The following is a 22,509-nucleotide window of genomic DNA, read 5'->3' on the forward strand; positions in this document are numbered from 1 at the left end:
TCATTTGACTCCATTCTGTCTGAACTGTCGGCACATGGCTGCATAATTCTCGCCGTACCCATCCAGTGTAATCGTTCGATCCTCCAGGCCCGTTGTTTCAATCTGCACATGCAAGTGCTCTTGCGGCAGCAATTCAGGAATGATACTCGACCACTCCACCAGACTGACTCCGGCTCCATAGAAATATTCATCAAGTCCAAGCTCATCCGCTTCTTCCAGCGATATGCGATATACATCCATGTGATATAAAGGCAGACGCCCTTCGTACTCCTTGATTAGTGTGAATGTGGGACTGCTTACCACATCACGTACACCCAAATGCCAGGCAAATTTCTGTGAAAATGCCGTTTTTCCCGCGCCCAGATCACCATCCAGAGCAATCACCATACCGGCGTTTGCCAGTCTGGCGAGTGCGGACGCGAGCAATTCTGTATCTGCAATGCCATGGGATTGATACACCCACTGCTCGTGCGTCTGATTCAATATTCGCCCCACCTTTGGCGGTCCAGCCGCCTGAGTTCACTTTGAACCTTATTATATCGGTCCCTTTCTTCCCCCGCAACATCCAAGGAGGCAAGCGGAAATATAACATGCATTATTAGACGTGTCACAAGACTCGCTTCCTTCGAAGTTTCAGACACCCACTAGGAAAAACCAAAAACCGGCACCTCTCGGTACCGGCCGTGTTATGCATAAATTTCAGCTATTATTCATTCTCGAATCCCTCAATAACTATATGCTACTTGTATCTACTCCTCCAAACGATCCACACGTACCGTATGGGTATTTCCCGGGTTACTGCCCACCTGAACGGTTGCCATGCCATTGGCTTCATCCACACTCTCGATCCAGACCGGATCTCCTTCCAGCGTAACAGCAATGGTATCCTTCGAATCATAGATCGCCTTGGCGCGCTTCGCATCCATCATTTTATTCATACTCCCCTTCCGGATCTTCGTGGTCTTCCCTAATCATGGTGTCTGTTGTGCTATCACCAATATAACCGTTATCTTCCGTAACCTGTCCCCCGCCTAACCCTTCATTCACCATCCGGTCAATGTCGAGCATGAAGGACTCCCGATCAAGGGGCAATTCTTCCGAAGTGACCGCTTCCCAGTTTACAGCTGTAGCAGGTGTATAGAATTCTTCAGCACTTTCGGCTTCGGCAAGAGGATACGGAGAAAATGCATGCTTGTGTGCTTCTTCCTCATCACGTCTGTTCTTCAATATTGCACCTCCCGGCATATGTGCTGCGAGAATAACTACCTATCCCATGCTCGTCTTCCTGTCGGAATCCAAACATGTTTCTGTTATCATCCCCGAGTCTCGTCGAACCATACGAATTCGTTCGTCTACAAGACGATTATCCATCACACCAGATGCCCATACTATTGAATAAAAAGGTACCTCAATGAAAGGAGCCGATCTATGCATACCGTCTGGAAAGGTGCAATCAGTTTTGGCCTTGTGCATGTCCCTGTCAAAATGTTCTCGGCTACCGAAGACAAAGACATCTCGATGCGCTATATCCATAAAGTCTGCGGCAGCCCGCTCGCTTATGTTCGTCAATGTCCCTCATGTGAAGTGGACGTCAAGTGGGAAGAGATCACCAAAGGCTATGAATATGAAAAAGGAAAGTTTGTTCTCTTCGAGAAAGATGAATTGGAAGCGTTAAATGATTCCACCAGCAAAACCATTACCATACTGGATTTTGTCGACTTGACTGAGATTGATCCGATCTATTTCCAGAAAACATATTACCTATCGCCCGATCAGGCGGGTGGAAATGCCTACCAGCTCTTGATGAACGCCATGCGGGATACCGGCAAAATTGGCATCGCCAAAATCTCCATTCGCTCGAAGAGCAGCCTGGCTGCCATACGCGTGCTGGAAGATTGCCTCTCCATGGAGACGATTTTCTATCCGGACGAGATTCGTCCTGTCTCCCAGGTGCCCAACTTGCCGGAAGTGCAGAACGTGAATGAAAAGGAACTCACGATGGCAAAGCTGTTGATTGATCAATTGTCCACACCTTTTGAACCCGGTAAATACACCGATGACTATCGCAGCAAACTGCTGGATCTTATCCAGCACAAAGTGGCAGGCGAAGAAATCAAGATTGCTCCAGCCAAACCTGAAGCCAATGTGATGGATTTGATGGCAGCCTTGCAGGCAAGTATCGAGGCCGTGAAGCCTATTCCGGCTGACCCTGGGACAACAATGGCTAAGCCTAAGAAACGTGCACCGCGAAAAACGCCCGCTCAAGCGGTTGCCGGAGGCGAATCCGATACACCTGCTGCACCAGCCAAAAGAAAAAAGGCGACACCCAAACCAAAAGTTTGACTGTCGCCCAGGCAAGAACGATTCCATTATATAACTCATGTAATGATGTTTACTCCGATCCGGCTTCACAGTCGGATTTTTTTGTTTTACAGAACTATTGAAGCAGTTCTAGTCAATAAAACTCCAGTTATAATTGCAAAATGCGATTGACGAAAGCTGATTTATATTTTATATTAACTTATGAAAAGTAACTTATTTATGAATATACAGTCACCCTGTAATTCTGATTCAACAGTATGCAATTAAATAATCCGTTTTCAACACACATACACAATCAAACGAGAACCCATAATATCTATTATCAGGAGGAAACAATCATGAATACAACGTATCAAATCCCTGCCACAACCCATCTGGGTGAAGTGAGTCTCCGAATTATGAATCTAGACCGTTCAATTAAGTTCTATACCGATGTGGTTGGATTGAAATTACTTGAGCGGAGTGGCAAAGTGGCCACGTTGACAGCCGACGGAAAACAGTCCCTGCTGCGATTGGAAGAGCTCACGGATGGAATTACCCTGCCGGAACGCTCACACGCTGGCTTGTATCATTTCGCCATCCTGCTGCCCGACCGTAAGTCCCTGGGTCTTGCTCTTCGTAATCTGGCTGCATCCGGTATCGATATCGGCCAAGGCGATCACTTGGTCAGCGAAGCCTTCTATATCTCCGATCCCGATCAGAACGGGATTGAGATCTACGCCGACCGTGCACGTGATACCTGGAAAAGGGATAGCGACAATAACTACGTAATGGCAAGTGATCCTGTTGATGTGGAAAGCCTGTTTGCCATCTCGGAGAATGAACCATGGCAGGGTCTGCCTGCTGGCACCGTTATTGGTCATGTACATTTCCACGTCCGCAGCCTGGAAGAAGCCCGCAACTATTACACCGGCATACTCGGTTTTGATATCGTGGGTAACTTCGCCAACATGTCAGCACTTTTTGTATCCGCAGGCGGCTATCATCATCATCTGGGACTTAATATTTGGGCAGGAGTGAATGCACCTGTCAATCCAGATAACGCTACAGGAATTGACTACTTCACCATTGTGTACGCCACAAAGGAACAATTGGATCAGGCACTTGAACAATTGCGTCATTCCGGTGCCGTCGTTACACAAGTGGAGGGTACCTGGTTTCACGGTAGACCCACAAAATATTCGTATCCGTCTGACAACTGTGAACTGATCTTGTTTAGGCGTTACAATATGTTTGCTTAACCACATTTTTTTAAGCCCGGGTAACTGATTTCTCTACATCATAGAGAGATCGGCTGCACGGGCTTTTTGAGTTGGCTTTTATAAAACTGGCACAATTGGTGCATTCTAACCAATACACAGACAAGATATGTTAAGGAGATACCTCATGATCGAAAAGGGACGTTTGACTGTTAGACAGCTCGCTTCACTCATGTTCCTGTGCACAATTGGGGAGCAGATTCTGGTCTTCCCTTCCATGATCACATCCTACGCTCATCAGGATGCCTGGTTATCAGCCTTGTTGGGAGTCGCAGGGGGCCTTGGCATACTCTTCATTATGCTTGTTGCCTACAAACTGCATCCCCGGTTAAATCTGATTCAAAATGCCCTTCGAACACTGGGACCCTGGATCGGGACCTTGTTTGGCTCTTTTTATCTCTTTTATTTCCTGATCAGTACCTCAACGTTCATTAGGGAGATTGGCGATTTTATGTCTACCCAGATCTTGCCGGAATCTCCATTACTGATTCTGCATTTGGTTTTTATGTGTGCGCTTGTCTGGGGGCTTCTGTCGGGTCTGGAGAGCATTGGTAAAACTGCTGAGGTCTTTCTTCCGCTGATCGTGTTGTTTCTGCTTATTCTGACGGTATGTCTAATCCCTCATGTACATTTGGCCAATATCCAGCCTGTGCTTGCACAAGGATTTTTTGATCCATTCAAAGGTTTTGTTGCTGTACTCACATATCCCTACTGTGAACTATGCATCTTCATGATGCTTTTTCCCTACACAAAAAAAGAGCCCCATCTGGAGAAGGACATTCTGTTAGCAGGGATGATTGGCGGCTTGTTACTCACACTGACGCTAAGTATGTGTCTGCTCGTTATGGGACCATGGATGACCCAGCATCACTGGTTCGCTTCATTCATCCTTTCACAGAAAATCAATATCGGAAACTTTATGCAACGCATCGAAGCTTTCATAGCATCAGTCTGGATTATCACTGTTTTCTTCAAAGCGGCTCTGTTCTTCTACGGTTTTGTCCTGGGCGTCGCTCACCTGTTTCGCTTGTCCAGTCACCGTTCTCTGATCTTGCCGGGTGCCATGCTTATTCTCGCCATGTCTATTCTAATCTCTCCGAACGAGAACTTTTATCTCAAGGTTGTTATTCCCTATTGGATTGATTGGGATCTGACCTGTGGCATAGCACTTCCGTTACTGCTCATTCTAGTGCATCATATGAAGTCCCGCTTCAAAAAATATAGTAAAATACCGAATTAACCTGAGCTAATTGGTTAGATCGAGGAAGGAGTTCCCCATGTTCAAACCGTTGATTCCGTTCGAACCCATCTCAAGAGATACTTTGCCCACAGGGCCGCAATGGATTGCCCAGGTCAAGTGGGATGGAGTCCGCATGCTTGCCTATGAGGACGGGCATGAGCTGCGCCTGGTGAATCGCAGATTACATGATCGAACCGCACAGTACCCCGAGCTGGTAACACCACGCAATTTATGTTCAGGCTCCTCTTATATCTTGGATGGAGAAGTTATTGCGCTGGACCCAGACACCGGAAAACCTTCGTTTTATCACGTTCTTCGGCGGGATCGGATGAGCAGACCCGAAGGTATCGCCCAAGCCATACATCAGATTCCAGTCACATATATGGTATTTGATATCCTGTTCTTTGAGGGGAAATGGGTTACGGATCAGCCTTTGGCAGATCGACAACGCCTGTTGCACGAGGTCCTTAACACCGCTCCCCATGTTCAGGAGGTCACCAATACACTTGATGCCTCTTCCCTACTTACGGTGATGAGACAACATCAGATGGAAGGCATCGTCTGCAAGGATCTCACCAGCAGTTATGGCATACAGGGCAAGGACCAGCGCTGGCAGAAGGTCAAAATTATGCATGATGTATATGCCATGATCGGGGGAGTCACGTACAGGAGCGGTATTGTGAATGCCGTCGCGGTCGGTGTATATGATGGGCCAAACTTTGTCTATATTGGTCATGTCGGGACTGGCAAGCTGAACTCCAATACGTGGCGGGAACTCACACATCAAGTCGAGCCTCTGATCAGGCAGGACAGACCGTTCCATAATGTACCCGAGCGCAGTGCAGAGACCACCTGGGTGGAACCGCAAATAGGAGTCAAAGTGCAATATATGGAGTTGACTCATCATCACACTCTACGCCATCCCAGTATTCAGACCTTCGCGGATGTAACTCGTGAGGATTGTCTGGCGAACCAGCTTCTTCAATGAGTCAGGCCCAGATTGATTACACGTATAGGAGGTGTTCCATATGGCCCCCAAGATCCAGGGAACCATCATAATAGAAGGCACTGAGCTGACGGTCACAAACCCGGACAAGCTCTTATGGCCGGAAGCCGGTGTTACCAAAGCCATCTATCTGCAAAAGCTGGCCGCTCTGGCTCCTTATCTGCTCACGTATACGAGCAATCGACTTCTCACCACGATAAGATATCCCCACGGCGCTGGAGGAACATTTTTCTATCAAAAGAATGCCCCTGAGCCTGTACCAGATTATGTGCGCACCGAAGTTCACGACGGCATCCGCTATGTGGTCATGAATGGACTTCCCGAATTGTTATGGCTTGGCAATCTGGCCGCACTTGAATTTCATCCTTCTCTGCATACTGTGGGAAGCCATCTGCCCAGTGAATGGATGATTGATCTGGACCCCTCTCAGGAACATGAGCCCCGGATCATGCAAGCTGCACTCATCGTTGGCGAAACCCTGACCTCCCTTGGTCTGAGGTCCATTCCCAAAACTTCGGGCGCAACAGGAGTTCAAATCATCGTTCCCATTGTGCAGGGGGTAACCTTTGATGAATTAAGAGAGATCGGTTATTTTGTGGGCAAGTATGTCACTCAGAAGCACCCGGATCTGTTCACACTGGAACGACTCAAAAAGGACCGTGGAGACCGCATTTATTTTGACTATCTCCAGCATTATGGAGGCAAGACCCTTGCCGCTCCCTATACACCACGTGCCAAATCCGGCGCCACTGTCTCTACACCCCTTACCTGGGATGAGGTTAGAAGTAACGTCTCCATCCAGGATTACCATCTGATGAACATTATTGAACGCTTGAACCAAACCGGTGATTTAATCGCAGCTGTTGAACCCCAACCGGTAGAGCTCATTCTCAAACATTTGAAGAAAAAATAGCCGACTCCCTCATCACAAGGGTGTCGGCTATTATCATTCATGTATATATCAATCGCTAATGGATACCTTTTTTCTTGAAACGTCCGCCCTTCACGTCATGAATGTTACCGATAGCCACAAAGGCTTGCGGGTCCCAATCTTCAACGATAGTCTTCAGCTTTGCTTCTTCCAGACGGGTGATTACGACAAAAATGATCTTTTTCTCGTCCCCGCTGAATCCACCCTCTCCATCCAGGAAAGTTACACCACGACCAAGACGGTCTGTCAGGGCTGAACCGATATCACGATATTTCTCACTAATGATCCATACCGATTTGGACTGGTCCAGTCCTTCATTCACAATATCAATCATCTTCATCGCAATATAATATGCAATCATGGAATACAGGGCATTCGGCCAGCCGAATACAAATCCTGCACCTGCGAAAATAAACACGTTAATGAACAATACGATCTGGCCTACAGACAACGGTGACTTTTCACTAAGCAAGATGGCGACAATCTCCGTACCATCCAGTGAACCGCCAGAACGGATAACGAGTCCAACACCCACACCCAGGATCAATCCGCCAAATACAGCTCCGAGCAAAGGCTCTCCCGGTGTTAATGCAGGAACATGGTGCAATAATGATGTACCGATGGACATGACCACGATCCCCAGCAGTGTGGATAACGCAAATGTTTTACCAATCTGCTTGTATCCCAGAATCAGGAAAGGCAAGTTGAGCAAGGTCAGGAATATTCCGAGCGGCAGATGTGTAAGCTCTGACACCATAATCGAAATACCTGTAATCCCACCATCAATTACGCCATTGGGCACAAGGAATATTTCAAGTGATACAGCCATTAATGCAGCACCAATCAGAATCATCACAATACGTTGCAGCAGCTTTAATGTAAACACCGAGCTTTTGACCCCGCGGTCAGCTGGCTTGGCTGTTAGTTCTTTCACCGTTACATTGGACATGGTATCCCCCCCGTTAAATCAGTGTGTGAATCCATTTTATAAATCATTTAAATACTCAGGGTGAATCTACATCTAGAAAACAGCAAACTGCGTTCTACATGTACCCTGGCTATACAAGCACAAGCATCTAAAGGCGATATAAAATGGATTCAAAATGGTCTTCATCCCGGTTTGCACTTTCAAAAGAGAGCAAAAGGGAGCCTGTTTTCCCTCAGACTCCCCTCCTTCACCAAGACATAATTTATATATCTATTATATCATAAAAGATCAAATTTGCGCAAAATACTTAGCAAAAAGAAGATAAATTCACAAAAAGTGAACTTATCTTCAGAAATCTGCCCTAAATCGGCTAAAGAAGCGGAGAAAGCATCCGAGAAAGCATTTCTGCGCCTTTTTGCCGTCGTGAACGCTTCTGAAATACCTCCCCATCGATCTGACTGCATTCCCCGAGATCACGTTCAAAGTCAGTGATCAAACGACGAATCGGAGAGGACTCGAACAGGACAGCCGTCAACTCAAAATTGCAAAAAAAACTGCGCATATCCATATTGGCCGTGCCTACCGTTGCAAGCAACTCATCCACAATCATCACTTTGGCATGTACAAAACCTTTGCGATATTGGAAGAACTCAACACCTGCTCGCAGAAGTTCCTCTACATATGAAAGGGATGCCAAATGAACAAGCTTTGAATCGGATTGATACGGAATGATAATTTTCACATCAACGCCACTGACAGCAGCTGTTTTGAGTGCCTCATACAGGGCAGGATCAGGAATAAAATAAGGCGTGGTAATGTAAATCCGGTCACAGGCTACCGAAATAGCCCCAAAACACATTTCCTGAATGGCATCCCAGTCCTGATCCGGCCCACTGGCCAGAATCTGAATTCGTTCTTCCCCGCTACAGATATGAGGTGGAAACAATTCCACAAGCTGGGGTTCGGTAATTCGCTCTCCGGAAGCCAATTTCCAGTCGTTCAGGAACGTACTTTGCAGGAAGTACACGGCATCTCCCTCGATCTGCACATGTGTATCCCGCCAGAAACCCACCTCTGGATATCGTCCAAGGTAATCATCGCCTACATTAATGCCACCCACGAAGCCAACCTGTCCATCCACAACAACAATTTTACGGTGATTCCGGTAGTTGACTCTTCGGTCAATTGTTGCAATCAGTGGCGGTAGAAAATAATGAAACTCCACACCGGCATCCTGCAGTTTGCGGATAAAACTCCAGCTCATCTTGTGACTGCCGAGACCGTCACAAATAAACCGAACCTTCACGCCCTCCTGTGCCTTACGAATCATGACATCCTGAAACTTCGTACTGATCACATCATCACGGAAAATGTAAAATTCCACATGCAGATGGTGCTTTGCTTTTTCCATTTCCCTCAGTATTGCCGCAAATGCCTCTTCACCATTTGTGAGCACCGTACTGTGGTTACAACCTGTAATCGGGCTCTCCGACAGATGGGATAACAGGTTAAACAATCGATGCTGGTGACTGAAACGATCGCCAGGCATCTGTTCGACATCTCCAATGATGTGGGCTTGTTCCCAGATCGTTTCCTTCATTTCACGGAAGATGCGCGATCCACCCTTGCGGAGTTTTTTTCGTTTGTTATAATCCTGCGCCACGAAATAGTACACTACAAAACCGATCAAAGGCACGCAGAACAAAATAAACAACCAAGCCACAGCTTTAGCCGGATTACGAAATTCCAACAAAAGAATTGTGGCTGCCTGGAAAATAAATACGAGTAATATAATGACCAGCCAGAACATTCGGCTTCCTCCTCAAGCGGCAAGCTTCATGACCTTGCCCTTCTCTCACCTACACAGCTTTGACGATTATGTAATCAGCTAATCATAGATACCCAATGTACCCCCTATTCGTAACGTTTACTTAGATAAAACTTTACATAAGCAGACGGAATACTTGATTCTGGAAATTCAAATTTCTACTTTGTTCATTGTATATTCTGACTGTGTTACCTTCTACATATCAGTTTAATGATGGAACAGATTCGCATTGTGACACCAATCTGCTCATTTCACTTTCCAGACTCTTCCTCATTTCTTTGTCTGGAGGTGGTCTTCTTACGTAAAATTAGATATAATAATCGTTAAAAACTTATTACTTAAAGGAGAACAGTAGTGAATGGACAGTGAGAGGTATGCGTTAAATTTAGTATTGGTTGCGATTTTGATAGGACTTTCGGCGTTTTTTGTTGCAGTGGAATTCGCTCTGGTACGGGTTAGACCGAGCCGGATCGACCAAATGATTGCAGAAGGAAACAAGCGTGCGCTGGCTGTTAAACAAGCCGTTGCCAATCTGGACGGATATTTGTCTGCCTGCCAGCTTGGAATCACGATCACATCTCTGGGACTGGGCTGGCTGGGTGAACCAACGGTAGAGAAAATTCTCCACCCTGTGTTTGAAAGCTTGCAAATTCCTGAGGCGGTTTCTTCATTCTTATCGTTTGTTATCGCGTTTGCTTCCATCACGTATCTGCATGTTGTGGTTGGTGAACTCGCTCCAAAAACGATTGCAATCCGGAAAGCCGAGACTGTTGCACTGCTGACGTCTACACCTATCATCTGGTTTAACCGAATTATGTATCCTTTTATCTGGCTGTTAAACGGCTCAGCGAACCAACTGGTGAAACTGTTCGGAATCAAACCTGCTTCTGAACATGAAGATGCACACTCCGAAGAAGAGTTGCAGATCATCATTAATGAAAGCTTTGAAAGTGGTAAAATCAACCAAGCCGAGTTCGGTTATGTAAGCCGGATCTTTGCTTTTGATGAGATGTTAGCCAAAGAAATCATGGTACCCCGGACCGATATGGTCTGCCTTTATGTGAATAGAACAAACGAGGAAAACCTGGAGATCATTCGTGAAGAACAATATACACGTTTTCCAGTAGTGAATGAGAGTAAAGACGATATCATCGGTATCATTAATACGAAACAATTCTTCCTGGAACTTTACGGAAACGATGAACCTGTCGATCTATCCTCCCTGATTCAGCCTGTATCGGCTGTTCACGAAACAACTCCTGTGAAGGACTTGCTCAAGAAAATGCAGAAGGATGGCGTACATATCGCCGTACTTGTCGACGAATATGGAGGAACTTCCGGAATTGTAACCATCGAGGATGTGCTTGAGCAGATTGTTGGTGAGATTCGCGACGAGTTCGACGCAGACGAAGTGGAAGATATTCAAGTCATCAATGAGAACTATGTCATTATGGATGGCAAGGTTTCCTTATCAAAGGTGAACGACATGTTTATGTCCAGCCTGGATGCAGATGAGTGGGACACCATTGGTGGATGGCTCTACAGCCATCGTCCCGAGATGAACGAACAGGAAGAATATGAGTTCGAGAATCTAATCTTTGTTTTGCTGGAAAAAGACAAGAATCGGTTCTACAAAGTGGCCGTTGTTCCCAAGGAACCACTGACCATGTCTGATTATACAGATGAAGACGAGAAAGAGTCCAATTGGTCTAAATAAAGCAAATTTATAAATAAGAAGAGGAGCACTTGCCTATATTGGTAAGTGCTCCTCTTTTTATATCTCGCCCCATCTGTCACTTCCCCATGTTATCACTCAATTAAGATTGGAATCCCATTTTTAGTTTGATTTTAATACCCACTTCGCAATATCATCGATAATGGCTTTGGAGACATTAGATGGCTCAGCGTACTCTTGACCGATTGAAAGTCCATCATAGCTGGATAAAAGATGATTTACCTTTGGATAGCTATTGTACGTTACATTGGAATGACCTTGAAGAGACGATTTCCAGGTTTGGAATTGATTCATAGACACCTGCACATCGTTTTCGCCTTGTATAACAAGCATAGGTGTATTTTGTGTTTTAGCCAGTTCCGCAGGCACATAATCTCTCTGCTCAAACCACCAATAAGCAGGTTGAAGTGGAAACGCCTCAGGAAGATGATCTACAGAATATTTTGGATCTTTAACCATCGCAGCCACATTTTTATAAAAATCAGCTTGCCCTTGAATGACATCCGTGTCTAAACCAAGCTGCTTCATCCGCTCTACCAATTCGTCCTGCTGCTCGGTAAGCACATCCACAAAGCTACTACTTGGTGCAGCAAGTAGAATACTTCCTGCAATATCATGTTGCTTATCCTCAGCAATGATTAATGGCATTGCAAACCCACCTTGACTATGTCCAGCTACAAAAATCGCTGTAGAATCAATATGTGCATTCTTTTTAAGCAATTCCACTGCATCGTTTACCTGAACTACGCTCTCTTGTTTTAATGTGAATTTAGGCTGTGAAGCCACCTTATAGGTATGCTCATACGTGACCTTATCGTATCTTAATACAGCAACTCCTTGTGAAGCTAAACCTACCGCAAGATCGCGAAACGGCTTTGCACCACCAATGGCAGCATCTTGATTGCTAGGCCCAGATCCGTGTACCAGAATGACAACCGGGAAAGGTCCCTCTCCCTTGGGCAAAGTTAATGTCCCTGGCAAAGCTAAATCACCCTGACCAACCGTAATGTCTTGTTCTGTATAGGCAGATGGGTCGTCGTAGCTTGGTTTTTGATACACATCTGGCGTAGCGGCGGCAATATGCAAGTCATCCACAAGTCCGTTATGATTCATTCTGACCCTAATATTTAAACGAGTCAGCTCTGTTTTGAACGTATAGGTAACATTGCGATGCACTGTATTATTTTCTACATGCTTAGCTATGGCTTCACTTGTAATTTTGCCATTTTGTCCTTCTAAAGCTCCCCACAGCTGACTCAACAACGTGGGTGACAACACTCCACTCACAGAGGTATGAACATACTTGGCAGCCTCCTTGCCATCACCCTCACTTATAAGTGAAATGAATATGTCCTCGGGTGCTGCCTTCAGCGTCTCGGTAAGAAATCCCCCATCCATATAGGTAACTCCTTTCGTTAACTGAACAGGATTGTTTAAAGATATGGCTTGCCCATTCACCATCGCCTGTTTCTCTCCTACCTTAACTACAATCGTAAGCTCACTTTTTCGTATTGTGATTTCTCCTGTCTTTTGTTGCCAAGATACCTCTGCCCCATTCTTTTCTGCAATCTCACGAATAGGAACAAGATTTTCACTACCAGCGGATTTTTCAGCAGCTTCTGAGATGGATGTCACCGGAAGGATGAGACCTACGAAAGTAAGAGAAAGTAATAGCTTTTTCCAATTGTTCATTGTAATAACTCCTCCTAATAATTAATTTCATCTATTATATGCATAGAATTATGAGCATTTATTGGCTCAGGACTATGCTTATAACAACAATAGCAATGATGAATAACAGCAGGACCCAAGATAGTGGACGAGCGAAGTTAATTGTCCAGCCTATTCCATAACGCTTTTCTATGGTTAAAGAAGGATCATTGGCATTGAAGTAAATAAACCCAAGCTTCCAATAATCATCGTCATTCACAGGCTGCTCCTTAGATCGTTCGTGATCCTCTTGTTGATTACGAATTTTCCCACCGCCTTGTCTGCCTGTGAGAGACAGCCATACAACACTTAACACGATCACCACAGGAGTGATGAAGCTAATAGCTGTTAACAAGACCAGATTAGGGACAAACATATTGATCTGAATGAAGGCAAATAAAATGGTAAGAAGTAAGCCTGTTACAAGCGTAAATAGGGACCATTTACGGCGGAATTGAATATTCTCAGCAGCAAATTGGCCTGGATTAGACGTAGTAAGCTGTTGTTTGCTTGTTTTAATACTCCAGTTAACCAACATCATAAGTGCAATGATTCCTAGCTGTACAAAATTAATAACCAGTACCGAGAGGTAGGTTTTAGGCACACTGGAAGTGACATGGCCCTGAAGATCATATTTTATTGGAATGACGTTAGGGAGTGCCTTATAATTCAGGATCGAAATGATCGCAACGGCTGCAATAATAGCCATGCGAATGAGAAACCAATAGTTGGAATAGGTGAGTTTATTTTGGCGGAAGGTGGTATCGATTTTAACTCTTTGAGGTGCTTCTACAGTTGTAAGTGTTCCTTTTATCTTTTTCATCTTGAAATGGAATAAGATTTGTAGTGCTGCCCAGTACACAATAAATATCATTGTGCTAACACCGGTAATCATTGCGGTAGAATCTTCATTAGCAGATCGGAGAAAATACAGACAGACAAGTATAATCATCCCGTTTCCGATCAGACTTACTGTCGCAAACGTACTTCTTAGCTTACGTAAGATTGGTGTGTAGTAATTATATTGACTTACCGTAACCCCAAAGCTAATTGTTTCCCTTGTCACATATGGTGCAAAGGATAGAAGTAAGGCTAATGGAAGAAAGATTAAAATGATAGGTAATATACTAAATAGTTGCATACATAACACACTCCCTTGATTCCATTATTCTTTGTTGTGACCCATCTTTACATCATCATACATTTGGTCTAACACCGCAGATAGTTCCTCTTTGGTCATTCCCCGACATATCGCTTCCGCAATAATCGGTCTTAATTCTCTTTGTTGCTTTTTCAAAAAATCATCCGTTAAACCAGGCATTCCATCAGGGTTCACTACAACTCCCTTTTGTCTATGAACCAGAATGTATCCATCTTGCTTGAGTAGTGTATAAGCCTTATTGACGGTGTGAAGGTTAACACCGATATCTGCGGCCAAATTCCGAACCGAAGGTAACGCCTCACCTAGCTGTAACTCACCACTAGCAATACCTTCAATAATTTGATAAACAAGTTGCGAATAGATGGGAAGTTCGGATTGCATATCCAGTTGAATAATCAAGGGTTCACCTTCTTTTTGTTATCTGTTATATATCAAGTATAACAGGTATAACACGAGTGAGCAATATGTATGAAAAAAAGCCGCATACCAATGGCGAGGGCAAACTTACCTGACCCTTCACCATTGATATGCGGCTTATCCTGATGAGCTTATCGATGTGATTCAATAACAAACATTAGTAGTGGCACATGACTGCGTTGTATTTCAAATTCCATTTAAGTTTCAGTCTTATCTTCAACAATCCGATAATGGATTTTGCGAACTATAATTTTCAGAATCATATATAGGGGAATCACGATGATCATACCCAAGATATTTCCCAGGTCAGCACCCACGAGCAAAAGGATAACGGTAGTCAGTGGATGAATATCGAGCTGTTTGCCATAGACGTAAGGTGAGATCAGGTTATCCTGAATTTGCTGTGCGATTACAATGATGACCAGTGACCAGATCGCCATCGAAGGTGATTCGATAAACGCAACAATGACAACCGGAATAGCTGCCAGCAAAGCACCCACATAAGGGATGAAGTTCAGAATAATGGATACAACAGTCAGTAGCAAAGCGTAAGGCAAACCTAAGATGAGAAAACCGATGTACATCAGAATCCCCAAGGCTACATTAACAATAACCCGGCCAACAATATAGTTACTTAGTGCTTCATCGATCTCATGGACGGTTTCTTCCCCATCCTTCCGATAATGTCTTGGCAACAATAAGGTCAGATTCGTTCCAAACTTGCTGCCTTCCTTGAGCATGTAATACAACATGATCGGGAACGTTGCCAAAATAATAACCAGATTGGATACCACGGAGAATAACCCGGAGACATAATTGGTTACCTGAGTGATCCCTTGGCTCAGAACATCGGATAATCGTGAGAATAGATTGGAATCATCAGGCAGGTATCTGGATACAACATTGCTCTTTTCAAGTGCATTCAACTGATCGCTGAGTGAAGTAACCAACGCTGGAGCATTCTCCACGAAATTCATCAATTGTTCACGCAGGGAAGGCCATACAAGCACACTAAAACCTGCAAGTATTAATGCAATTACGACATAAATAATCAGAACTGACAATGCACGTTTGATCTTATGCCTTTCCATATAATCGACGAGCGGACGCAGCAGATAATAGAAGAAACCGGCAATCAGCAGCGGAATGATGATGATGTGAATCAGTGAGGTCAGGGGGCTGAAAATAAAGTTCACTTTTTCCCCCAGATACACGATGAGCAGCAGCAGAATAATCGCTGTGCATATGCGGTAGAACTTGTTATTTATCAAGAAACGTGATCCCTCCATGCGCTGCTCTGCCAAAGTGACTGCGGCGTTTATATGTATATCTAGTCATTTATAAGTACCCTTAAATGACAGTCATGCCACAGGCAATGCTGAATATACCCTTTTTTCTTTCCAAAACAAACATTGGAGCAAAAAAAAGAAGCAGGCGTTAGCCTGCCACATCTCTTTTGCTAAATACAACCCAGGAAATCACCATGAAAATAACGTAATACACCGCCAGAACTGCAATGGAGAAACCCAGTGTCATTCCTGCACTTGGACCACCCATTAGCGCAAAATCCGCCCCGGAGGTCATGTATTTGCTAAGATCCATGTTGTTGAATAGAACATACTTGGCCCACTCATAACGGACCGGATTGAATATGAGTGAGAAAATACTCTGTGAGAACATAATGAACAGGGATAATCCAATCGCAAGTGCACCTGAACGAAATACGGAGGACACCATAAAGGCAATCGCAAGTGTGATGAACAGATCAACGTACAAATATCCCCATAACGTCAGAGCATTCGTAGCCGGACTACTGCTTCCTCCCGGAGCATCATGCGAGAAAAGGATATAAGACGTTAGCATGGCCATCGCGATGATCAGCAATGTACTGACAATACTGAAGCCAACTACGGTCAGATATTTGGAAGCAAGAACTTTGCTTCGTGACCATGGACGGATCAGCAATAGCTTAATGGTTCCCCAGGTAAATTCGCCCGCGACCGATTCCGCTGCAATCACAACACAGAAGATCGTGTTCAGGAAAAACGTAATCTGGATGGTCGTTACAGCCGCTTCCCAGTACAAAACTTCATTGGACCCCATGCCTTCTCGCAGTAACACTGGCATTAATAGCGAGATCAGCGCCAGAATCGCTAACATGATCCAGGTACGGGGACGACGGAAAATTTTCATATTCTCATTCAATATCAGATTACCAAAACTACCCAATGCCTCCACCCCCAGTGACTTGCAAGAATTGTTCTTCCAGGGTGTGAGTCACGTTACGAATACCGTATACCTGAAACCCTTCGCTAACCAGCTTGGCATTGATATCCGGAATCTGCTCACGAGACACACGTGCCACCAGGACATTGCCCTGTACGGTAGCACCCTGAATCAGATCCGCAGCGCGGTCAGCATCATTCAGCTCAAAAGCAACTTCGATTAATGCATCCGAACCGGCTTCAGCCCGAAGGTTTCTTACATCAATCAACTTGCCATTCTGGATGATGGCCACCGTATCACACATCAGCTCCATCTCCGACAATAAATGACTGGATACAAAGACCGTAATACCTTCCTCTTGGGTGAGCTGACGCAAATAATCTCTCAGTTCCCGTATACCCTGCGGGTCCAAACCATTGGTCGGCTCATCCAGTACAAGCAGCTTCGGTTTATGTAATATCGCTTGCGCGACACCCAGACGCTGGCGCATGCCCAGTGAATAGGTTTTGACCTTATCGTGAATACGGGCCGTAAGCCCCACACGTTCAATCGTTTCCGCAATACGTTCTTTCGTAACTCCCGGCGACATGCGGGCAAAGTGAACGAGATTCTGGTACCCGGTCAGAAACTTGTACATTTCCGGATTTTCCACAATAGCTCCTACCTGGGCTACCGCTTTTTCAAATTCATTCTTCACACTGTGTCCCGAGATGAAAATGTCACCTTTACTGATGGACATCAATCCAACCATCATCCGAATCGTTGTTGTTTTCCCCGCGCCATTAGGTCCTAAAAAACCAAAAACCTGCCCCGGAGAAATATCCAGAGTCAGGTCGCTGACCAATGATCGGGAGGATATGATTTTGCTGACGCCCTGAATCCGGACGACCGGCTCCTGCTGCATTCAATCCCCTCCTTCATGGACGAGCACATCATTCATGCCCGTTTCTCATATGAACATAGTGTATCATAATCTTTAGTATATTGTCCCGCAAACTGGGATTTCCCCTGACGTTTCGCTTCAACTACACACGCTTCACAGCATCCAAGCGGCATTTCACTCCGGTAGAATCCGGTGCGAAATACGTGATTGCCTCCATTGCCCTCTTCCTTCATTTCGACAGAGCTTCTAGTGACCGACACAATCATCCCACAACTGACACAGTAAAAGCGGCCCGTTTCGATCAATGATATTCCTTCCCCTCACAAGGAGCTTAGAAGTCCTTGTTATTTGTCGTTAGACGCTGAAAATTGATACATTTTGTATCTATCTCGTAATTTACTTGACACCGGGACTAATGTCAAGGCTTTACCGCCATAAAAACAAGCAAAACGCAAAAAAAGCTCCATAAATGCGACAAAAGTCTCGCATTTATGGAGCCTCATGTTAGGTAAATGATACAATTCGGTTCAATGTATGGGTTAATATTATTTCCTGATCAGTCACTATTGTCGACATGCGAGGTATCCTCATTCTTCTGATTTGGATAATACCAGAGTAAGGTCCACTCATCGCCATCCTCTACCAGATAACAGGTCTGCACAATATCGAATTGGCCAAAGGTACCTGAGTACTTCTGGGTGACCCGGATTCTGTAGGCTTCAGAAAATGGCTTAACGCCATCGATCACGGTTACATCGAACTCGCGCTCCGGCTTCTCCATTTCCAGCTCAAACGTTTCCACGCCAAAATGCTGCATAAATATATGTGCTCTGTTCTGTACGTAAGCACTCTTGGGAAACCGCTCTTTCATAAGAGGATGAAAGAGTTCCCACGAACTGCCGAAGTCACCCGTCTGCTCATATTTGTAAAACTCTTCGGCAACAGCAGCAGCTTCATCCGTTGTATCTGCCTGAAACAAATACGGAATGGTTCTGGCAATCAACCACAGCAATAATACAATGATCGTGATGAACCCGATCTTTTTGAGCAAAGCATTCCGGTTCCTTCTTCGCAGCATGTCCAGTCCTCCTTGTCCTACTCCATACTTATGATGGATGGCAGACAAGTAGAAGTTGAACGATACATCTAATTTCCTGGGAAATCACTCGCTGTGAATGGAAGTACGCTTTCTTTTTCTGATCCTTCGGATAATGGACTGAAGTCCTGCATATATGGCAATCCCACAGCAGCCGCCGAGCAAGTCTACTCCAACATCACGTATCGAGCTTGTCCGGTCCGGGCTGAACTGTTGAATATACTCATCAATGGAGGCTATAACAAACACCACAGCCAGAGCAGAAACGATACTGGTTACAAGGGATGTTCTTCTGTACCGCAGCCCGCCATAGACAAGCACGGCGAGCACAGCGTATACAAATAAATGCGCACTCTTGCGAAAGATGAACTCTGCAAAATCATACGGCCTCTGCTTCAGCGAATACTCATATTCCCCGTAAGTGAATTGCACATCAGGAAGTGTAAAACCGATGTGCAATTTTTGGGACCATTTATGAAGCCAAGGCTGAATGTCTTGCTGTTGAGAGGATTGCGTGGACATGGACCAGATGACCAGAATCCAGATCACAATCAACAACAGAGCAATGAGAAATCCGTACGTTCTTCGTACATGCTTTTGTCTCGTGCGCCCGGAGCCCTCCTCCATCATTTTGATCTTCACCACTTTCATATCTCTCTCGTTATTCTATTGATCCAACATACATGCCTCTGCCATTTGTACCTACATATACCTGACCATAGATTTGACGGTCTGCCACCATAATTTGCGGTTCATTGCCCAGCCCGATTCCAGTACCTAAAGGACCTATATTGTTCCAGGTTACCCCCATATCATCGGAACGGAAGAATCCATTCACGTTATTTACGGTACCATATACATAGACAGCCGGAACCAATCTGCCGGGCTGAGCTTTACCAAAGGCAAATAATTTGGAATTCTGCACACCCTGGATCTTGGAAAATGTATTTCCCGAGTTCGTTGATGCATATAATCCATCGGTTCCCAGACTCACCCATACATTATTCGCCACGCCAGGTGCAGCCTCGACTTTAATGAAGCTTGTATTGATATCCGTATTAATCGGAAGGCGAACCGTATTCGCTTTGGACCAGTTGGCACCTGCATCCGTAGACCGATACAGATAACCAGCAGCATACATATAAAATTTATATCCATTGATGCGATCCGCAGCCAGTGGATGATTATAGGCAAAGACCATATTCCCCCCGATGGCCTGAAAAGGGGCACCATTCATATTTTGCCATGTTGCGCCACGATTCGTGCTTCTGACCGGATTACCGGTCTGGGGGTAATAAACAATTACATTCGGATTGATGGCCGAGTAGGCGACCCTCCCCAGTTTGGAGCCAGCCGGAACATTCATTGGAGTTACCGTAACTCCGTTATTGGAAGAGACAAATAAACGTGTGGTGGTACCATACCAGTCACTGCTTCCCAGAAATATCATGTAATTCGGATTTGCCTCGTGATAGTCAATACTCACAATTTCTCGCATACCTGAGAGCGGGATTTTATTAAGAGGAACATCGGTTACATTTTCATGTCTAAATCCGACTTGATCCGTTAAACCACTAAAAAATGAAACACCCTGAGGTGGTGTGGATGCCGTGAGTGCAACGACTTCTTCATGACCATCGGTAATGGCTTCCCAAGTACTCGCTGTATTGCCAGTCAATCCATTGGTACCATTGATATTTTCCGTTTTGTACACGCCAAACCAGTCTGTAGCGTATACGGTGCCCGGATTATGTGGATCAAACTTGATACTGGATGTCGCTGAGAAAAACATGTTGGGTGTCCACCATGACGGTTTGGATACCAGCGTTTTGCTCACTGTTGTCCAACTCTGTCCGCCATTAACGGAACGATACAGTGGCAGATTATCCCCGCCTGTTCGAACGGCTGCCAGGATGTGATTATCATTATTGGGATCAATCGTGATTCCATAATAAGATGAGTAACTGGAGCTGGGTGTTATATTCGTCCACTGCACACCATTGAACTTGTAAACGCCTTGATTATCCGTTGTCACATACAATGTCCCGTTCTTCGCCACAGTCATACGCGCAGGATATTCGGGGCTTCTCCCGGTAAGTTGCCAAGTGGTCTGACCATTGCTTCTTGGTGCTTTGCTATACACACCAATGCCGCGAACCCCCGCATACACAACTTGACCTTGCTTCGTCACGGGATTCAATCCATAAGCTACACTCCGAATTCCCTCACCGGACAGCCCGCTAGGTACATCCCATACCTTGCTCCACGTGGCTGCACCATCACTGGAAGTGTACAATCCATCATATCGTGTACCCACGTGCAGGTAATTGGAGTTCGTGGGATTAACCGCGATGCTCTCTCCCATGGCTCGATGGATATTTCCATTTGATTCATTACGAAGATTAAGTCCGGTTCGAATCCAGGTCTCTCCCCGGTCTGTGGATTTCAGAATATCACTCGGCCCCACGTTCCCGTACTTCCCAGCAGCGATATACACAACATTGGGGTTTTGCTGATCCAGCGCAATTCCATCCACGCCGTACAGATTGCTGTCCTCATCTCCGAAATGATCCAGTAGTGGGACCCAATCTCCTGAAGCTGCATCCAACCGATATACTCCTCCAACGTCAGTTCGAGCGTAAACCAGATCAGGCTCAGTCGGATGAATAACCACGCCTGTAACGTACCCCCCACCACCAATAGGTATATTCTTCCATTGATAGTTTTGAGCTGATTGAACATAATTTGTACTTGCCGGTATCATGAGCATATACATGAGTAGCACAATCAGGGACAATTTCATTAGCCTGGAGATACGCATCTGGTTCACCGCCCTATCCGATCATTTTGAATGTTCTTCAATCATCTGATGTATCCTGTCTCGTTCCGACTGTTCCACGATATAGTAATACACTCCGTCTATTTTCTTGCCCGTGCCTTTAATCTCAACGGATTCAATATGATCCAGTACCGAACGATAATTGGAGAACATCTGCTTCATCTCATCAAAGGTAACGTCGGTTCTGACGTGAGCACTGACTTCGTCCAGCAACGTCTCCAGTTGCAACACGTTGGATACCTGGACCGTATTCTTCAGCACTTGTTTGATGATCTCCCGCTGACGGTCATTCCGCCCGAGATCTCCCTTCGGATCATCATAACGCATCCGCGAAAATCCCAAAGCAGCTTCACCATCCAGATGAATATTCCCTTGCTCGAACCGGTAACCCTCATAGTCAAATGCAAACGGGTTATTCACATTCACTCCACCCACCATGTCGATGACTTGTGCAAAGCCCTCCATGTTCACTTTCATGTAGTAATGTATGGGAACGTTGAGCAATTGTTCCACGGTCTGCACAGACATGTTAACGCCCCCAAAAGCATAGGCATGGTTGATCTTATCCTCCGTGCCGTGACCAACAATATTCGTTCTGGTATCTCGGGGAATGTTAAACATAAGTGCGGATTGTTTCGCAGGATTAACACTTAATACAATCATGGTGTCGGAGCGCCCCCGATCATTGGAACGTTCATCCACACCCAGAATCAAAGCATTAAAAGGTTCTTCATTCTCCATGTCCACAGGGAAATCTCCCCCACCCCGCTGGTCGACAATAGATACCTGCTTGATGGGTTCCCGGGGTTCATACATTTGATCCGCCGCTGATTTAACATGCGAATACAGATACACAGAATATCCAATCATGACAACTGCAACAAGGGAAATGGCACCTAATGTTATTTTGATCCCGCGTCTCATGTT

General features: G+C 45.3%; 21 protein-coding genes and 1 pseudogene. 6 read left to right on the plus strand and 16 right to left on the minus strand.

Annotation, left to right across the window (positions count from 1 at the left end):
• The 3 genes from tsaE to QF041_RS13825 form a co-directional block, all read right to left on the minus strand.
• A complete protein-coding gene (gene tsaE, locus QF041_RS13815; protein ID WP_307414585.1) occupies positions 1–483 on the minus strand; it encodes a tRNA (adenosine(37)-N6)-threonylcarbamoyltransferase complex ATPase subunit type 1 TsaE in 483 nt (160 codons plus the stop codon).
• Positions 484–749: 266 nt separating this feature from the next.
• Positions 750–926: an H-type small acid-soluble spore protein gene (locus QF041_RS13820; protein ID WP_145321463.1), complete on the minus strand. Its 177-nt coding sequence runs from the start codon at positions 924–926 to the stop codon at positions 750–752.
• Between the two features lie 4 nt (positions 927–930).
• Positions 931–1,227, minus strand: coding sequence for a hypothetical protein (locus QF041_RS13825; protein WP_186327780.1), 297 nt, complete (start codon positions 1,225–1,227; stop codon positions 931–933).
• A 201-nt stretch (positions 1,228–1,428) separates the two neighbouring features.
• Here QF041_RS13825 and ku point away from each other — a divergent pair, with 201 nt between their 5' ends.
• From ku to ligD, 5 genes and pseudogenes are all read left to right on the plus strand, one after another.
• A complete protein-coding gene (gene ku / locus QF041_RS13830; RefSeq protein ID WP_307414586.1) occupies positions 1,429–2,343 on the plus strand; it encodes a non-homologous end joining protein Ku in 915 nt (304 codons plus the stop codon).
• Between the two features lie 317 nt (positions 2,344–2,660).
• A pseudogene (locus QF041_RS13835) lies at positions 2,661–3,531 on the plus strand (VOC family protein).
• Positions 3,532–3,708: 177 nt separating this feature from the next.
• Complete coding sequence (locus tag QF041_RS13840) at positions 3,709–4,821, plus strand: GerAB/ArcD/ProY family transporter (RefSeq protein ID WP_307414588.1); 1,113 nt, start codon at positions 3,709–3,711, stop codon at positions 4,819–4,821.
• A 37-nt stretch (positions 4,822–4,858) separates the two neighbouring features.
• Positions 4,859–5,809, plus strand: coding sequence for an ATP-dependent DNA ligase (locus QF041_RS13845; protein WP_307414589.1), 951 nt, complete (start codon positions 4,859–4,861; stop codon positions 5,807–5,809).
• A gap of 40 nt (positions 5,810–5,849) precedes the next feature.
• Positions 5,850–6,740 carry a non-homologous end-joining DNA ligase gene (ligD, locus tag QF041_RS13850; RefSeq protein ID WP_307414590.1) on the plus strand — a complete coding sequence of 297 codons (891 nt, stop codon included), beginning with the start codon at positions 5,850–5,852 and terminating at the stop codon, positions 6,738–6,740.
• A gap of 55 nt (positions 6,741–6,795) precedes the next feature.
• Here the strand turns inward: ligD and QF041_RS13855 are convergent, their stop codons facing one another.
• Both QF041_RS13855 and cls read right to left on the minus strand, forming a co-directional pair.
• On the minus strand, positions 6,796–7,707 hold the full coding sequence (locus tag QF041_RS13855) for a YitT family protein (RefSeq protein ID WP_237176580.1): 912 nt from the start codon (positions 7,705–7,707) through the stop codon (positions 6,796–6,798).
• Between the two features lie 349 nt (positions 7,708–8,056).
• Positions 8,057–9,496, minus strand: a complete 1,440-nt coding sequence (gene cls / locus QF041_RS13860) for a cardiolipin synthase (RefSeq protein WP_307414591.1) — start codon at positions 9,494–9,496, stop codon at positions 8,057–8,059.
• Between the two features lie 376 nt (positions 9,497–9,872).
• Here cls and QF041_RS13865 point away from each other — a divergent pair, with 376 nt between their 5' ends.
• The gene (locus QF041_RS13865; RefSeq protein ID WP_307414592.1) at positions 9,873–11,231 is read left to right on the plus strand and encodes a hemolysin family protein; all 1,359 of its coding nucleotides are present in this window, start codon (positions 9,873–9,875) and stop codon (positions 11,229–11,231) included.
• Between the two features lie 120 nt (positions 11,232–11,351).
• Here the strand turns inward: QF041_RS13865 and QF041_RS13870 are convergent, their stop codons facing one another.
• The 11 genes from QF041_RS13870 to QF041_RS13920 form a co-directional block, all read right to left on the minus strand.
• Complete coding sequence (locus QF041_RS13870; RefSeq protein ID WP_307414593.1) at positions 11,352–12,941, minus strand: alpha/beta hydrolase family protein; 1,590 nt, start codon at positions 12,939–12,941, stop codon at positions 11,352–11,354.
• 58 nt (positions 12,942–12,999) lie between these two features.
• Entirely contained in the window at positions 13,000–14,100 is a 1,101-nt protein-coding gene (locus QF041_RS13875; protein ID WP_307414594.1) for a DUF1648 domain-containing protein, read from the minus strand.
• A 24-nt stretch (positions 14,101–14,124) separates the two neighbouring features.
• A complete protein-coding gene (locus tag QF041_RS13880) occupies positions 14,125–14,520 on the minus strand; it encodes a GntR family transcriptional regulator (RefSeq protein WP_036611299.1) in 396 nt (131 codons plus the stop codon).
• Between the two features lie 215 nt (positions 14,521–14,735).
• Complete coding sequence (locus QF041_RS13885) at positions 14,736–15,809, minus strand: AI-2E family transporter (protein ID WP_081745953.1); 1,074 nt, start codon at positions 15,807–15,809, stop codon at positions 14,736–14,738.
• 166 nt (positions 15,810–15,975) lie between these two features.
• Positions 15,976–16,767: an ABC transporter permease gene (locus QF041_RS13890; protein ID WP_307414595.1), complete on the minus strand. Its 792-nt coding sequence runs from the start codon at positions 16,765–16,767 to the stop codon at positions 15,976–15,978.
• A complete protein-coding gene (locus QF041_RS13895) occupies positions 16,760–17,668 on the minus strand; it encodes an ABC transporter ATP-binding protein (protein WP_307414596.1) in 909 nt (302 codons plus the stop codon). Before QF041_RS13895 ends, QF041_RS13890 begins: the two co-directional genes overlap by 8 nt.
• Positions 17,669–17,700: 32 nt before the next feature.
• Positions 17,701–17,952, minus strand: coding sequence for a hypothetical protein (locus tag QF041_RS13900; protein ID WP_143760279.1), 252 nt, complete (start codon positions 17,950–17,952; stop codon positions 17,701–17,703).
• 251 nt (positions 17,953–18,203) lie between these two features.
• A complete protein-coding gene (locus tag QF041_RS13905; RefSeq protein WP_307414597.1) occupies positions 18,204–18,725 on the minus strand; it encodes a hypothetical protein in 522 nt (173 codons plus the stop codon).
• 84 nt (positions 18,726–18,809) lie between these two features.
• Positions 18,810–19,394, minus strand: coding sequence for a VanZ family protein (locus tag QF041_RS13910; RefSeq protein ID WP_307414598.1), 585 nt, complete (start codon positions 19,392–19,394; stop codon positions 18,810–18,812).
• A gap of 10 nt (positions 19,395–19,404) precedes the next feature.
• On the minus strand, positions 19,405–21,564 hold the full coding sequence (locus tag QF041_RS13915) for a hypothetical protein (RefSeq protein ID WP_307414599.1): 2,160 nt from the start codon (positions 21,562–21,564) through the stop codon (positions 19,405–19,407).
• A gap of 21 nt (positions 21,565–21,585) precedes the next feature.
• Entirely contained in the window at positions 21,586–22,506 is a 921-nt protein-coding gene (locus QF041_RS13920) for an LCP family glycopolymer transferase (RefSeq protein ID WP_307414600.1), read from the minus strand.
• Between the last annotated feature and the right edge of the window lie 3 nt (positions 22,507–22,509).

Source organism: Paenibacillus sp. W2I17, assembly GCF_030815985.1.
Lineage (GTDB): Bacteria > Bacillota > Bacilli > Paenibacillales > Paenibacillaceae > Paenibacillus.

Excerpts from the sequence above, each read along its gene's own strand:
- QF041_RS13920 (WP_307414600.1), bottom strand. The coding sequence starts at position 22,506 with ATGAGACGCGGGATCAAAATAACATTAGGTGCCATTTCCCTTGTTGCA.
- QF041_RS13840 (WP_307414588.1), top strand. The coding sequence starts at position 3,709 with ATGATCGAAAAGGGACGTTTGACTGTTAGACAGCTCGCTTCACTCATG.
- ligD (WP_307414590.1), top strand. The coding sequence starts at position 5,850 with ATGGCCCCCAAGATCCAGGGAACCATCATAATAGAAGGCACTGAGCTG.
- QF041_RS13845 (WP_307414589.1), top strand. The coding sequence starts at position 4,859 with ATGTTCAAACCGTTGATTCCGTTCGAACCCATCTCAAGAGATACTTTG.
- QF041_RS13865 (WP_307414592.1), top strand. The coding sequence starts at position 9,873 with ATGGACAGTGAGAGGTATGCGTTAAATTTAGTATTGGTTGCGATTTTG.
- ku (WP_307414586.1), top strand. The coding sequence starts at position 1,429 with ATGCATACCGTCTGGAAAGGTGCAATCAGTTTTGGCCTTGTGCATGTC.
- QF041_RS13870 (WP_307414593.1), bottom strand. The coding sequence starts at position 12,941 with ATGAACAATTGGAAAAAGCTATTACTTTCTCTTACTTTCGTAGGTCTC.
- QF041_RS13905 (WP_307414597.1), bottom strand. The coding sequence starts at position 18,725 with ATGCTGCGAAGAAGGAACCGGAATGCTTTGCTCAAAAAGATCGGGTTC.
- QF041_RS13895 (WP_307414596.1), bottom strand. The coding sequence starts at position 17,668 with ATGCAGCAGGAGCCGGTCGTCCGGATTCAGGGCGTCAGCAAAATCATA.
- QF041_RS13820 (WP_145321463.1), bottom strand. The coding sequence starts at position 926 with ATGGATGCGAAGCGCGCCAAGGCGATCTATGATTCGAAGGATACCATT.
- QF041_RS13915 (WP_307414599.1), bottom strand. The coding sequence starts at position 21,564 with ATGCGTATCTCCAGGCTAATGAAATTGTCCCTGATTGTGCTACTCATG.
- cls (WP_307414591.1), bottom strand. The coding sequence starts at position 9,496 with ATGTTCTGGCTGGTCATTATATTACTCGTATTTATTTTCCAGGCAGCC.
- QF041_RS13875 (WP_307414594.1), bottom strand. The coding sequence starts at position 14,100 with ATGCAACTATTTAGTATATTACCTATCATTTTAATCTTTCTTCCATTA.
- QF041_RS13910 (WP_307414598.1), bottom strand. The coding sequence starts at position 19,394 with ATGAAAGTGGTGAAGATCAAAATGATGGAGGAGGGCTCCGGGCGCACG.
- QF041_RS13855 (WP_237176580.1), bottom strand. The coding sequence starts at position 7,707 with ATGTCCAATGTAACGGTGAAAGAACTAACAGCCAAGCCAGCTGACCGC.